The organism is Mesorhizobium erdmanii USDA 3471 (assembly GCF_000472705.1).
Taxonomy (GTDB): domain Bacteria; phylum Pseudomonadota; class Alphaproteobacteria; order Rhizobiales; family Rhizobiaceae; genus Mesorhizobium; species Mesorhizobium erdmanii.
In genome coordinates, this window is record NZ_AXAE01000020.1 from 1 (window position 1) to 13,963 (window position 13,963).

A 13,963-nucleotide genomic window follows, 5' to 3' on the forward strand; every position below is an offset into this window, starting at 1 on the left:
GGCCGTGATTGAGCGGCGCTCGCGGCCGATCGTGCAAACCTTCCGGACCAAACTCCCGATAACGCCCTAGCCATTTGTAGCCGCTCTTGCGCGAGATGCCGTAGGCCGCACACAGCTGCGTCATCGTCTCCTCGCCAGAAAGGCAGTCCACAACAAACCGGAGCCGCTCATCCATGATGCCAGTCTCTCGCCAAACCATCGCCGGTCCTCCCGGCGGACAAGAAAACTGTCACCCATCTAATCAGTCCATTCTGTTACCTATCTATCCGGTTCGGACACCGGGCATTTCTCCCCGTATAGTGACGGGGAGAAAGCAGTAGCCGCAACGCCGGCGCCTCTTCTGCAACCTTGGTGATTGGCGAACCATCGATGGAAGTGTCCCTCTCCCCGTCACTATACGGGGAGAGGATGCCGGCAGGCAGGTGAGGGGCGGCGCAAACGCGTGTAGATCGCTCGGCAAAGAAAAAGCCCGCGAACCTTGCGGCTCGTGGGCCTTTCTTTGTTGAGCTATTGCTGCCGATCAGGTCTTCAGCCGTGCATTGCAGAGGCTGTAATAGCCGCCGCCCTTCTGGATCCAGCGAAGGCCGTTCAGCGTACCTGCGTCCTTGTTGCCGTGGTAACCCTGCAGGCAGGTCTTCATCCGCGCCTTTGCGGGTTTTTCGGTCTTGAACTCCGCGGCGAGGGTGGTCGGGAATGTCACGCCCGCTGGCGCTACCGTGGGGGCGACCGCCGCGCTGGTTTCCTTTTTCGGCTGCGGCTCGGTTTTGACCGCGTCCGCGCTGACACTGTCCGCAGCTGATGTCGCGCATTTCTCCTTGCGGAAAGCGGCCCAGTCCAAGCCGTTCAGAGTGCCGCCTTCCTTGGCTGCTCGATACGTTTCTCCACATTCCTTCATCGTCAGTGCGCTTGCAGGGGCGACGCCCCACGCGACCAATGCCGTCACAGCCAATATCGTCAACTTCAAACTGGACATTAAGACCCTCCCGGTTGATAACGAGTTTGATGTCTGTTTGTATACTGTTTGTTCCTCATATGTTCAATAGGAATCTTTGCGAGCTACTTATAAAGCCTGGGAGGGAAGTGGGGTGATGATGCCGGTCGCTCCCGCCAGATGCAGATGCGAGCAGGGGCCGCGGGCATCTCCGCGGCCAACAAAAAGGCCCGCGCACCTCACGGTGCACGGGCCTTCCTTATTCGAATAATTAGGCGATCAACCCTTCAGTTTGGCGTTGCACAGGCTGTAGAAGCCGCCGCCCTTCTGGATCCACTTCAGGCCGCCAAGCGCCTTGGCGTCCTTGAGGACATAGTACTGGTCGAGGCAGGTGTGCATGCGGCCCTTTCCGGGGGTCTCGCTGGCATACTTCGCCGAGATCGCGGACGGAAAGGTGACGCCCTTGGGTGCAACCGTCGTCGGCTTTTCCGGCTCCTTGGTGTAATTCGCTTCGCTCGGAGCAGGCACGCTATCGTCATCCGACGCGGCAGCGCCGCATTCGGCCTTGCGGAAGTCGTTCCACTTCTGACCCTTCAGCGTGTTCGCCGTCTTGGCAGCCTGGTACTTGGCGCTGCACTCGGCCATGGTCAGGCCCTTGCCGGCAGCAGCGGCCGGAGCCGTGGTCGTCGCAGCCTTGGTGGTCGCCGGCTTGGTGGTGTCGGCGGCCGCGGATGCGCCGGCGCCGCATTCGGCCTTGCGGAAGTCGTTCCACTTCTGGCCGTTCAGCGTGCCGGCAGCCTTCGCCGCCTGGTACTTGGCACTGCATTCCTTGGCCGTCAGGCCCTTGGCGGTGCTGTCAGCCGCCGCGGCCGCAGCCTTGGTGGTCTTGGCCGGCTTGGTTTCGGCAGCCTTTGTCGTGGCCGGCTTGGTGTCCGTGGCGGCAGCGGCATCGGTGCCGCACTGTGCCTTGCGGAACTGGTTCCAGGTCGCCCCGGCAAGTGTCCCCGCATCCTTGGCTGCGTTATACTTCGTGCTACATTCGGCCATCGTCAACGCGTTGGCTGGCGCAGCCAGGAACAACGTCGCTACGGCGAGGCCGGTCAGAGTGGCAAGTCGGTGGATGAGCATAGCGTTTCTCCGTTGCTGCAGCCCATTATACGTCCCGCCGAATCAATAACGCTCAACGATCGGTTGCGCCAGATGCTAAGTGAGGTATATCTCGCCGGAAGCGCGATCCTCCCGATAAGGTGATGAAATCATTGTTCCTTACCGGGTCAAAAACAAGATTTTCCGCGTGCATCTGCGTCGAATAGCTCGCAGAACTGGTATATTGCCGCGCCGCGGTGGCATCATGCTAGGCTGCAGCCTAGTTGTGTGCACTGCACAACAATGATTTTCTAAGGATTGGTAACATATAATCACACAATGTGATCGTGGCGCATCGGCCAATTGTGGCATTAGATGCCGGCAAAGAACCGTCAGGGAATCCAACTAGCATGGCAGGGAATTACTTCGGCACGGACGGCATCCGCGGGCGCGCCAACAAGTTTCCGATGACCGCTGAGATCGCCATGCGCGTCGGCATGGCCGCCGGGCTTTCGTTTCAGCGCGGCAGCCACCGCCATCGCGTCGTTCTTGGCAAGGACACCAGGCTTTCCGGCTATATGATCGAGAACGCCATGGTCGCCGGCCTCTGCGCCGCGGGTATGGACGTGTTCCTGCTCGGCCCGATCCCGACGCCGGCCGTTGCCATGCTGGTGCGTTCGCTGCGCGCCGATATCGGCGTCATGATCTCGGCCTCGCACAACCCCTATTACGACAACGGCATCAAGCTGTTCGGACCGGACGGCTACAAGCTCTCGGACGAGATCGAAGAGCGTATCGAGAGCATGCTCGACAAGGATATCGAACTGGCGCTCGCCGATTCCGACGGGCTTGGCCGTGCCAAGCGCGTCGACGGCGTGCATGACCGCTACATCGAATTCGCCAAGCGCACCTTGCCGCGCTCGATGTCGCTTTCGGGCCTCAGGATCGTCGTCGATTGCGCCAATGGCGCGGCCTACAAGGTGGCGCCCGAGGCGCTGTGGGAACTTGGCGCCGAAGTCGTGGCCATCAATGTCGAACCCAACGGTTTCAACATCAACAAGGAATGCGGCTCGACTCATCCGGCCGGCCTGCAGAAGAAGGTGCATGAAGTGCGAGCCGATATCGGCATTGCGCTCGACGGCGATGCCGACCGCGTCGTCATCGTCGACGAGAATGGCGCCATCGTCGATGGCGACCAGATCATGGCGCTGATCGCCGAGTCCTGGCAGCAGAGCGGACGGCTTGCCGGCGGCGGCGTGGTTTCGACGGTCATGTCCAATCTCGGCCTGGAACGCTTTCTCGGCGACATGAAGCTGCAACTGCACCGCACCAAGGTCGGCGACCGCTATGTCGTGGAGCATATGCGCGCGCATGGGCTCAATGTCGGCGGCGAGCAATCGGGCCACATCGTGCTGTCGGATTTCTCGACCACCGGCGATGGCCTGGTGTCGGCGCTGCAGGTGCTGGCCTGCATCAAGCGCCAGGGTCGTCCGGTCAGCGAACTGTCGAAGAAGTTCGAGCCGGTGCCGCAACTCCTGAAGAATGTCCGCATCGCCGGCGGCAAGCCGCTCGAGGAAGCTCCGGTCAAGGCCGCCATCGAGGATGCACGTCACCGTCTCGGCAAGGCCGGGCGGCTGGTCATCCGGCCATCCGGCACCGAGCCGCTGATCCGTGTCATGGCCGAGGGCGATGATCCGCAACTGGTCGAGGCTGTCGTCAACGACATCGTCGAGGTCATTTCGGAGACCCGCAGCGCCGCCTGATCACTGGCGCGCCCGAAGGGCGTCACGCGTCAAACCGTCTGGTTGCACTCAAGCCCGCCCTTCCGGCGGGCTTTTTCGTTGGCCCGAAAACCAATGCAGGGCTGTCGAAATCATTCGCGGATCTCTCGAAATCTAGAGATTCGTGGTTAATCGACAGGGTTAAACGCCTTTTAACTTTTGCAATTCATTATCCACGCCTGAAAGCCAGTCTCATTCGGACGCGATCGCGTTTCGAGGGTTCCTAGGGGTGACAAGCATGTTCAATACAGCAAGAAAGGCCCTGTTCGCGTTGCTGTTCGCGGGCATGGCCTGGCCAGTCTTCGCAGCCGACCTGCCCGAGCCGCAGGTCGAAGAAGCACCGCCGCCGGTCTATGAGCAGCCGGTCGATGTCGGCGGTTGGTATATCCGTGGCGACATCGACTATCACAAGTCAGATGTGAGCGGCATCGACTACTCGACCTATTCTCTCGATCCTTGCAACTGCGGTAACATCCTGGTTGGCGGCAAGAGCTTCGACTACGCCAAGCTCAAGGGCGGCTTCTCGCTCGGCGCCGGCGTCGGCTACAAGATCAGCGATCATCTGCGTGCGGACGTGACCGCCGACTACTGGTTCAAGTCGAACTTCAACGGCGGCACCTCGGATCTCGTCACGACCTCGACCGAAGTGTCGAAGATGAGCGCCCTGCTGCTGCTCGCCAATGCCTATGTCGATATCGGCACCTGGCACGGCATCACGCCTTATGTCGGCGCCGGTATCGGCGGCGCGCGCGTCAAGTGGGATACCGTCTACGATCCGAACACCACCGAGACCAATCCCGGTGCATCCAACTGGCGGTTTGCTTATGCTCTGATGGCCGGTGCCTCCTACTGCTTGACCGACAAGGTCATCCTCGATGCCGGCTATCGCTTCTCCCATATCCAGGGCGGTCGCATGTTCGAATGGGATGTCAGCAGCGCCGGTCCTGGCTTCGACCGTGGCATCAACACCCACGAAGTACGCGGTGGCCTGCGCTATCAGTTCGGCGGCAACAATGGATGCGCGGCACCGGTCGTGGCCTACCAGCCCGAACCCGAGCCGATCTACACCAAGTAAGACTCTCCATCGAGTGGTCGCGAACCGCCCGGCTCAGCCGGGCGGTTTTCGTTTGAGCCGCCGCCAAATCAAACGCCTGGGGGCCAAGGTCATTTCGGGCGCCGTGCATTAGTTGAAATGAATTCGCTAACGCTCTGTTAGCCTTAACCGCGACTTAACCACTATGGTTAACAATGCTTCCTGAAACGACGGCTGCTGCGTTGATTGTTGATTGCAGATGTCGCCAAATCCGGGAGTCGGGGATCATGACACTCACATCGCGTATTGTGCTGGCGCTTGCCGGATTCGGGCTTCTGCCGCTGACATCCGCACTCGCCGCTGACTACGATCCTCCGATCTATGCCGACCAGGCACCTGACTATGTACCGGTCGAGGTCGGTTCGGGCTGGTATCTGCGCGGCGACGTCTCCTATCTGGTGCAGAAGAGCTTCAAGAATGGGGATTTCACCTTCCCGTCGGTGATCAACAACGAAAACTTTAACGAGAGCGAAGACGCAGTTTTCGCGAGCGTCGGCTTCGGATATCATTTCAACGATTACCTCCGCGCCGATCTCAACTTCGGCTATCTGCCGGGTAACAATGCCAGCTTCAGCTATGACGATTCAGCGGTCGTCGTACTGCCGACATTGCCGACCCAGGGATCGGGATCGCTGAAGAACTACGCCTTCTCTGGGATACTCAACGGCTATGTCGATCTCGGCACCTATGTCGGAATCACGCCTTATGTTGGCGCCGGCGTCGGCTTTGTCCGCAGTTCGCGGAAGCTGTCGGCGACTTACACGGACAACAATAACCCCGCCAACAGTTTCAGCCTGCAGGACAATGCGACACAATACTCGCTCGCCTATACGCTGAATGCGGGCCTTGCCTACCAGGTGACGAAGAACGTCTCCGTCGATCTGGGCTATCAGTATTTCTCCGCCCCGAATGCCGAATATGTGACGGCTGAAAGCCTGACCTCATTCCCGGTCAAAAAGGGGATCAGCAATCACCAGGTCAAGCTCGGGCTGCGCTACGATCTCTGGTAGACCTCGGCCACACCAGGTCTTGGCGGCGGACCTTAGCGGTCCGCCGTTTGCGTTTGAAAATCAGGCGATCCTGACCGCGGCGCCTTCTCCGTTCGATGCATGTCGTCGTCCCCAATCCTCGCGAATCTTTTCGGCGGCATGCATCCGGTATTCCGGCTGCGACAAAAACTTTCCTCTTGACGCCCGAGGCCTGAACGCATATCGCCGTCCGTGGGCCACCCCTCCCCAACGAGGGGCCACTATCTGGAAGGATAGACCACGATGACGACGCATACGAAGCCCGGACTCCGTCCGGCAAACCCCAATTTCTCCTCAGGTCCCTGCGCGAAACGCCCCGGCTGGTCGGTCGAGGCGCTCAAAAACGCTGCGCTCGGCCGTTCCCATCGCGCCAAGATCGGCAAGACCAAGCTCGAACAGGCGATCGAGCTGACGCGCGAAATCCTCCAGGTTCCGGCCGGCTACCGCATCGGCATCGTGCCGGCGTCGGACACCGGCGCAGTCGAGATGGCGCTGTGGTCGCTGCTCGGCGAACGCGGCGTCGACATGGTCGCCTGGGAAAGCTTCGGATCCGGCTGGGTCACCGACGTGGTCAAGCAGTTGAAGCTCGCCGATATCAGAAAGATCGAGGCCGGCTACGGCGCCTTGCCGGATCTGGCCAAGATCGATTTCGACCGCGACGTGGTCTTCACCTGGAATGGCACGACGTCGGGCGTGCGCGTGCCGAACGGTGATTTCATCCCGGCAGACCGCAAGGGCCTGACCATCTGCGACGCCACGTCCGCCGCCTTCGCGCAAAAGCTCGATTTCGAAAAGCTCGACGTCGTCACCTTCTCCTGGCAGAAAGTGCTGGGCGGCGAGGGCGCGCATGGCATGCTGATCCTGTCGCCCCGCGCTGTTGCACGGCTGGAGAGCTACAAGCCGTCATGGCCGCTGCCGAAAATCTTCCGCCTGACTTCGGGCGGCAAGTTGATCGAGGGCATCTTCAAGGGCGAGACCATCAACACGCCGTCGATGCTGTGCGTCGAGGATTATCTCGACGCGCTGCATTGGGCGAAGTCGATCGGCGGCCTTGATGCGCTGGTCGCCAGGGCGGACGCCAATGCGGCTGTCCTCGATGGCTTTGTCGACAAGTCCTCGTGGCTCGGCCATCTCGCCGTGCAGCCGGCGACGCGGTCAAACACCTCTGTCTGCCTGTCTTTCACCGATGCTGACGTGGCGGCGCTCGACGCCGACGGACAGGCGGCTTTCGCCAAGGCACTGGTCTCGGCGCTCGACAAGGAAGGTGTCGCCTACGACATCGGCTCCTACCGCGACGCGCCTCCCGGCCTGCGGATCTGGTGTGGTGCGACGGTCGAGACCTCCGATCTCGAAGCGTTGCTGCCCTGGCTCGACTGGGCTTTTGCGGCTCAAAAGGCGTCGCTCAAGGCTGCGGCCTGAGATTTCTGTGGCGGCCCTCAGGCCGCCCATTCCCTGGATCAATCCAATTTGAAGGAGGTCGCCATGGCGCCCCGCGTTCTCGTCTCTGACAAACTCTCTCCCACCGCCGTGCAGATCTTCAAGGACCGCGGCGTCGAGGTCGACTATCTGCCCGACCTCGGCAAGGACAAGGAAAAGCTGCTCGAAGTGATCGGCCAGTATGACGGCCTCGCCATCCGCTCGGCGACAAAGGTCACCGAGAAGCTGATCAACGCCGCCACGAATCTCAAGGTGATTGGCCGCGCCGGCATCGGCGTCGACAATGTCGATATCCCGGCGGCGAGCCGCAAGGGTATCATCGTGATGAACACGCCCTTCGGCAATTCGATCACGACGGCCGAACATGCCGTGGCGATGATCTTCGCGCTCGCCCGCCAGATCCCGGAAGCCAACGCCTCGACCCATGCCGGCAAGTGGGAGAAGAACCGCTTCATGGGCGTCGAGATCACCGGCAAGACGCTGGGCGTCATCGGCTGCGGCAATATCGGTTCGATCGTCGCCACACGCGGCGTCGGCCTGAAGATGCATGTCATCGCCTTCGACCCGTTCCTGTCGGACAAGCGTGCCGAGGAACTCGGCGTCGACAAGGTGGAACTCGACGAGCTCTTCGCCCGCGCGGACTTCATCACGCTGCACACGCCGCTGACCGACAAGACGCGCAACATCATCGATGCCGCGGCAATCGCCAAGATGAAGAAGGGCGTGCGCATCATCAATTGCGCGCGCGGTGGGCTCATCGTCGAGGCCGATCTGATCGCGGCGCTGAAGAGCGGCAAGGTTGCGGGCGCAGGCATTGACGTGTTCGAGGTGGAGCCGGCCGAACAAAACGAGCTGTTCGGCATGGAAAATGTGGTGGCGACACCGCACCTCGGCGCCTCGACGGCGGAAGCGCAGGAGAATGTCGCGCTGCAGGTCGCCGAGCAGATGTCGGACTATCTGATCAAGGGCGCGGTCTCCAACGCCATCAACATGCCGTCGATCACGGCGGAAGAAGCGCCGCGGCTGAAACCCTTCGTCAAGCTGGCCGAAGTGCTCGGCGCCTTTGTCGGCCAGGTCACCGAGGATCCGATCAGCGAGGTCGAGATCCTGTTCGACGGCTCCACCGCGACGATGAACACGCGCGCGCTGATCAGTGCGGCGTTGGCCGGGCTGATCCGGCCGCAGGTCGCCGACGTTAACATGGTGTCGGCGCCGATCATGGTGAAGGAGCGCGGCATCATCGTCGCCGAGGTCAAGCGCGACAAGTCGGGCGTGTTCGACGGCTACATAAAGCTGACCGTCAAGACCGAGCACAGGACGCGCTCGATCGCCGGCACCTGCTTCTCCGACGGCAAGCCGCGCTTCATCCAGATAAAGGGCATCAATCTCGACGCCGAGGTCGGCCAGCACATGCTCTACACCACCAATGCCGACGCGCCGGGCATCATCGGCTTGCTCGGTACGGTGTGCGGCGAGAACGGCGTCAACATCGCCAACTTCCAGCTTGGCCGCAACCGGCCGGGCGGTGACGCCATCGCGCTGCTCTACCTCGATGCGCCGTTCCCGGAAAAGGTGCTGGAGCAGGTGCGGGCGCACAAGTCGATCGACTCGGCCAAGCGGCTGCAGTTCGATGTCGGCGGGGTGTGATCCCCACCGTTTGTGAAGATCCAAAGGCGCGACCCTGGTCGCGCCTTTTTGCTGCTCAGCGTGTCCGGGTTGGTCATCGCATCGCCATCTTGCGCCCACTGTATTCGGCAAGCGTGATGCCGCCCAGCACCAGAACCAGCGCCAGCGCCTGATAGAGCTGAAACGTCTCGCCGACGATCAGCACCGACAGCAGCGTGCCGAAGATCGGTACCAGATTGATGAACAGGCCGGCACGGTTGGCGCCGATCAGCTCGTTGCCTCTGATGTATGTTATCTGCGAGACAACCGAGGCGCCAATGGCGGTGTAGACGATGACCGCCCAGCCGCGTGCGTCGGGCACGATGACCTTGCCCGCAGCGACCTCCCACAGCAAGAAGGGCAACGAGGTGATGAGCGCGGCGATAGACATCGCAAGCATCAGGCTCTGCCAGCGCATCACCGGCTTCAGCCGCAGCCCAACCGAATACAGGCTGTAGAGAAGCACGGCGATGAGCATGATGGCGTCGCCGAAATTGAGCTCCAGCGTCAGCAGCCGGCGCGGGTCGCCGTGGCAAGCGGTCAGGACGACGCCGGCAATGGTCAGCACGACGCCTGCAATCTGCGCCCAGTTCACGAGCAGGCGGAAGAAGATGAAGTTGGCGACGATGATCAGGATAGGTATCGCCGCCTGTTCGATCGAGACGTTGATGGCGGTCGTGTAGTTGAGTGCCGAGTAAAAGATCACGTTGAACAGCGTGAAGCCGCTGGCGCCGAGTGCCGCCAGGACGAACCAGTGCCTGCGTACCACAGGCCAGTCCTCCTGGATCGTGCGCCAGCCGATCGGCAGCAGGATCGCCACCGCCAGTGCCCAGCGCAGGAAGACCAGCGTCATCGGCGAGACGTGATCGACCGCAAGCTTGCCGGCCACCGAGTTGCCGCCCCACAGCAAGGTGGTGAGCAGCAGCAATATGTAGGCGTTTCGATGCATCGCTGGTTCCGGCCGCGGTGGATACGCTGCGGTGTTTGCCGGCCTATTGCCGCCGTCAGCCCAAGTAAATGATGTCACAGCCGAAAATTGTTGTGCCTCAGCGCATTTTCGGCGGCAAAGAAAGGTCGCACTCGCGAGGTCTTGACGCTATAGAGGCCTGTCGTTTCGAACCATATCCAAGCCGCTCGGCGGCGTCTCAAGGGAAAAGAAACATGGCCAATGTGGTGGTCGTCGGCTCGCAGTGGGGCGACGAAGGCAAGGGCAAGATCGTCGACTGGCTGTCGGAGCGCGCCGATGTCGTGGTGCGTTTCCAGGGCGGCCACAATGCCGGCCACACGCTGGTCGTTGACGGCAAGGTCTACAAGCTGTCGCTGTTGCCGTCCGGCGTCGTGCGGCAAGGCAAGCTGTCCATCATCGGCAACGGCGTGGTCTTCGACCCGCATGCTTTCGTGGCGGAAGCGGCGAAGCTCAAGGCGCAGGGCGTCGAAGTGACGCCGGATCGCCTGAAAATAGCCGAAAACACGGCGCTTATCCTGTCGCTGCACCGGGAGCTGGACGGATTCCGCGAGGACGCCGCCTCAAATTCCGGAACGAAGATTGGCACGACCCGCCGGGGCATTGGTCCGGCCTATGAGGACAAGGTGGGTCGGCGCGCGGTGCGGGTGATGGATCTGGCGGATTTGGAAACGCTGCCCCTGAAGGTCGACAGGTTGCTGACGCACCACAATGCGCTGCGCCGCGGGCTTGGCCATGGCGAAGTCACGCATGACGCGATCATGACCGAATTGACCTCGGTCGCGGACCAGATCCTGCCCTATATGGACCGGGTCTGGAAAATCCTCGACGACAAGCGCCGCGCCGGCGAGCGCATCCTGTTCGAAGGCGCGCAAGGCACGCTGCTCGACATCGACCACGGCACCTATCCGTTCGTCACCTCGTCCAACACGGTTGCCGGACAAGCGGCGGCCGGGTCGGGCGTCGGTCCGGGCGCCATTGGCTATGTGCTCGGCATTACCAAGGCCTACACGACGCGCGTCGGCGAAGGTCCGTTCCCGACCGAACAGAAGAACGAGATCGGCGAGTTCCTCGGCACGCGTGGCCATGAGTTCGGCGTCGTTACCGGCCGCAAGCGCCGCTGCGGCTGGTTCGACGCGGTGCTGGTGCGCCAGGCCGTCGCCGTCAACGGCATCAAGGGCATCGCGCTGACCAAGCTCGACGTGCTCGACGGGCTGGACGAGATCAAGGTCTGCACCGGCTACCGCCTCGACGGCGAGATGATCGACTATCTGCCAGCCAGCCAGGGCGCGCAGGCGCGCGTCGAACCGGTCTACGAGACGCTGGAGGGCTGGAAAGGCACCACCGCCGGCGCGCGCAGCTGGAACGACCTGCCGGCCCAGGCCGTCAAGTATGTCCGTTACATCGAGGAGCTGATCGGCGCACCGGTCGCGCTCCTTTCCACCAGCCCGGAACGGGACGACACGATACTTGTGACCGATCCGTTTCAAGACTAGTTTCTGAAGCCTTTCCGGGCATCGCGGCTGATTTGCGGGGGCCGGCGCGGAAGCAAACTACAGGTCGACTGAAGCATGGCAGATTTCGTTGTTGTTCTGAAAAAAACGATAGACAATCTCAGCGATCAGTCGCCGGAGATGCGGGCGAGGGTCTATGACAAGGCCCGCTCGACGATTGCAGCGAAGATTGCCCAGCGCGATCCGCCGCTGTCACCGTCGGATGCCGCCAGGCAGAAGCGTGGTCTGGAAGATGCGATCTCCAGTGTAGAGCGGGACTATGCCAAGAGCGCGCCGGAAACAGACCCGCTCGCCGAGCTGGAGCACATCTTTTCTTCCATCGACCGCAACAAGAATCAGCCAAGCCACACCAAGCAGCCAGCCAAGCCCGATTCCCTCCCCGCTTCGCCTCCGTATCAGCCGGCGCCCGCCTCTGCCAGACCAGAACCATACAGGCCTGAGCCGTATAAGGCGCCGCCGCCCGCGGCTAGCCCCGAACCTTATCGGGCGGCACCTGCCCCTGCCGCGAAGACGGAGCCGAGTTGGCAAAGGCCCGCGCCGGCGCAACCCGCCCCGGACTTCTCGGAGAAGACCCTGCCAGGAATGGACATGGTCCGGGACGACGATCAGGACGACGTCTTCGCCAATGATGAAGCGCCTGTGGCCGACGACACTTTCCAGCGCCTGCGTCCGGCCGAGCGCAAGCGCGGCTATGGTGGGCTGATCGCTGCCGTCGTTGCCTTGCTGGTCGTTGCGGGCGGCGGTTACGGCATCTGGCTGAACAAGGACGCCTTCGGCAAGATGCTGGGTCTCGGCGGCGGCAACAAGGTTGTCGCCAAGACCGAGCCGGTGAAGCCGGCGCCGGCCAAGCCGACGACAGAGCCTGCGGCGCCGGCACCCGCGGCCGGTGCTGAAGGAACGAAATTCACGCAGCGGCTGACGCCGGAAGGCGGTGAGACCGATCCCGGCCCGGCCGGCGGACAGACCGGCATAGGCGAGGGTGAATCCGTCGCCGCGCTGACGACGCCGCCATCGGCGACGAATGCGCCGGCCACTTCAGCCCCGGCAGTACCCGCACCGGCTGCCAATGCGCCGGCTGCGGCCACACCTGCCGCAACCGCACCCGCGGCAGGCACCGCGCCCGCGGCAGCCACCGCGCCCGCCGCAACGCCACCTGCCAACGGAACCGCACCCGTGCCACCGGCCGATGCGGCGGCCACCCCGGCGGCTCCAGCAGCCGCCACGCCCCCCGCGGCACCGGCGGCCGCTCCGGCGACGCAGGCCTCGGTGCCAGTCGGCCAGAAGGCGATCTTCTATGAGGAGCGCACCAGCACCGCGCAGGGTTCGGCCGAGCCCGGCAGCATCGTCTGGTCGCTGGTCCAGGAATCGCCCGGTGGCGACCTGCCGCCGGAACCGGCGATCCGCGCCGAGGCGACCATCCCCGGCAAGGACATCCAGTTGCGCATGACTATACGCCGCAACACCGACCAGACGCTGCCGGCCAGCCACATCATAGAGATGATCTTCCTGACGCCTGAAGGTTTTGAAGGCGGCGGTGTCGACAATATATTGCGCGTCGCGATGAAGAGTTCGGAGCAGGATGCAGGCAGCCCGCTGATCGGCATCCCGGCAAAGATCGCCGACGGCTTCTTCCTCGTCGCGCTCAACGATACCAAGGCCGACGAGGATGCCAACATGACCTTGCTGCGTGGTCAGGACTGGATCGACGTGCCGGTCGTCTACAAGACCGGTCGGCGGGCGCTGCTGACCATGGAAAAGGGCATTCCCGGCGAAAAGGTGTTCGACGAGGCGATCAAGGCCTGGCAGGCGAAGACGGCGGGCTGAGAGGGCACGCCGTGGAGGCTACCCTTCGCTCAGAAGCCCTGGAATAGCATGTCGAGCGCGGCGACGATGTCGTCGTGATGCTTCGTCAGGTTCAGCCGAGTTTCACCCAATTCGCTCGCTGGAACGGCGGCAATCAGGTGGGTCGCCATGATCAACTTCCGGCCGTTGATCTCGAAAATAGGGTGAAGTTTTCGCATTGGTGGCGGCACTGTTGCGACTGGCAAGAGCGGGACGACTACCCGTGTGTTGAAACTGTCGAGCAGGTCGGATTGAACGTCGAGCAGGTAGTTGCCTTCAATGCGGCTGGCGAAGACATCATAACGAGGCATCAGAACTGCCGGTACTCGTCCAGCGGAATGCCATTTTTCTCGACATAGTCGTTCCACGCATCCATCGTGGCGCGGTTCTCAAGCTTCCACAGCCGTGTTTTTTCGGCAGCCACCGCCTCCGCGATACCCGCTTCCGCCGCGCGCGAGACGTTGACGTCAAGGCCCTTGGCTTCCCTCATAAGGTTCGAGTCGATCGACAGATTTGCTGGCTGACGGATCGCATTCAAGGCAATCTTTCGCATGTTAGCCTCCGCAACATGCGCATAATGTATGCGCATTCCGGGATCGAGGCAACAATCAGGTGGGGCTGA

General features: G+C 62.3%; 13 protein-coding genes. 7 read left to right on the top strand and 6 right to left on the bottom strand.

What is annotated here, in order from left to right:
• The 3 genes from A3AU_RS1000000140395 to A3AU_RS0116665 all read right to left on the bottom strand — a co-directional run.
• Nucleotides 1-199 (bottom strand): helix-turn-helix domain-containing protein (locus A3AU_RS1000000140395; RefSeq protein WP_154674610.1); only part of this gene is annotated, 199 nt, incomplete at its 3' end.
• A 321-nt stretch (nucleotides 200-520) separates the two neighbouring features.
• Nucleotides 521-973: a hypothetical protein gene (locus A3AU_RS0116660; RefSeq protein ID WP_027053865.1), complete on the bottom strand. Its 453-nt coding sequence runs from the start codon at nucleotides 971-973 to the stop codon at nucleotides 521-523.
• A 237-nt stretch (nucleotides 974-1,210) separates the two neighbouring features.
• A complete protein-coding gene (locus tag A3AU_RS0116665) occupies nucleotides 1,211-1,771 on the bottom strand; it encodes an antifreeze protein (RefSeq protein WP_470362431.1) in 561 nt (186 codons plus the stop codon).
• 656 nt (nucleotides 1,772-2,427) lie between these two features.
• On the opposite strand from A3AU_RS0116665, the gene glmM reads away from it, so the two are divergent.
• The 5 genes from glmM to serA all read left to right on the top strand — a co-directional run bounded on the left by glmM (nucleotide 2,428) and on the right by serA (nucleotide 9,003).
• Nucleotides 2,428-3,780, top strand: a complete 1,353-nt coding sequence (glmM, locus tag A3AU_RS0116670) for a phosphoglucosamine mutase (RefSeq protein ID WP_027053867.1) — start codon at nucleotides 2,428-2,430, stop codon at nucleotides 3,778-3,780.
• 256 nt (nucleotides 3,781-4,036) lie between these two features.
• The gene (locus A3AU_RS0116675) at nucleotides 4,037-4,873 is read left to right on the top strand and encodes an outer membrane protein (protein ID WP_027053868.1); all 837 of its coding nucleotides are present in this window, start codon (nucleotides 4,037-4,039) and stop codon (nucleotides 4,871-4,873) included.
• 245 nt (nucleotides 4,874-5,118) lie between these two features.
• A complete protein-coding gene (locus A3AU_RS0116680) occupies nucleotides 5,119-5,901 on the top strand; it encodes an outer membrane protein (RefSeq protein WP_027053869.1) in 783 nt (260 codons plus the stop codon).
• Between the two features lie 261 nt (nucleotides 5,902-6,162).
• Nucleotides 6,163-7,338 (top strand): phosphoserine transaminase, encoded by a 1,176-nt coding sequence (locus tag A3AU_RS0116685; RefSeq protein ID WP_027053870.1) that lies wholly within the window; start codon nucleotides 6,163-6,165, stop codon nucleotides 7,336-7,338.
• 63 nt (nucleotides 7,339-7,401) lie between these two features.
• Nucleotides 7,402-9,003: a phosphoglycerate dehydrogenase gene (gene serA / locus A3AU_RS0116690; RefSeq protein WP_027053871.1), complete on the top strand. Its 1,602-nt coding sequence runs from the start codon at nucleotides 7,402-7,404 to the stop codon at nucleotides 9,001-9,003.
• 73 nt (nucleotides 9,004-9,076) lie between these two features.
• Here serA and A3AU_RS0116695 read toward each other — a convergent pair whose 3' ends face one another.
• Nucleotides 9,077-9,970 carry a DMT family transporter gene (locus tag A3AU_RS0116695; RefSeq protein WP_027053872.1) on the bottom strand — a complete coding sequence of 298 codons (894 nt, stop codon included), beginning with the start codon at nucleotides 9,968-9,970 and terminating at the stop codon, nucleotides 9,077-9,079.
• 212 nt (nucleotides 9,971-10,182) lie between these two features.
• On the opposite strand from A3AU_RS0116695, the gene A3AU_RS0116700 reads away from it, so the two are divergent.
• Both A3AU_RS0116700 and A3AU_RS0116705 read left to right on the top strand, forming a co-directional pair.
• Nucleotides 10,183-11,481, top strand: a complete 1,299-nt coding sequence (locus tag A3AU_RS0116700) for an adenylosuccinate synthase (RefSeq protein WP_027053873.1) — start codon at nucleotides 10,183-10,185, stop codon at nucleotides 11,479-11,481.
• Nucleotides 11,482-11,556: 75 nt separating this feature from the next.
• Complete coding sequence (locus tag A3AU_RS0116705) at nucleotides 11,557-13,323, top strand: hypothetical protein (RefSeq protein WP_027053874.1); 1,767 nt, start codon at nucleotides 11,557-11,559, stop codon at nucleotides 13,321-13,323.
• A gap of 29 nt (nucleotides 13,324-13,352) precedes the next feature.
• On the opposite strand, the gene A3AU_RS0116710 is transcribed toward A3AU_RS0116705, so the two are convergent.
• Nucleotides 13,353-13,652, bottom strand: coding sequence for a CcdB family protein (locus A3AU_RS0116710; RefSeq protein WP_027053875.1), 300 nt, complete (start codon nucleotides 13,650-13,652; stop codon nucleotides 13,353-13,355).
• On the bottom strand, nucleotides 13,652-13,894 hold the full coding sequence (locus tag A3AU_RS0116715) for a type II toxin-antitoxin system CcdA family antitoxin (RefSeq protein ID WP_027053876.1): 243 nt from the start codon (nucleotides 13,892-13,894) through the stop codon (nucleotides 13,652-13,654). The genes A3AU_RS0116710 and A3AU_RS0116715 overlap by 1 nt, the downstream gene beginning before the upstream one ends.
• Between the last annotated feature and the right edge of the window lie 69 nt (nucleotides 13,895-13,963).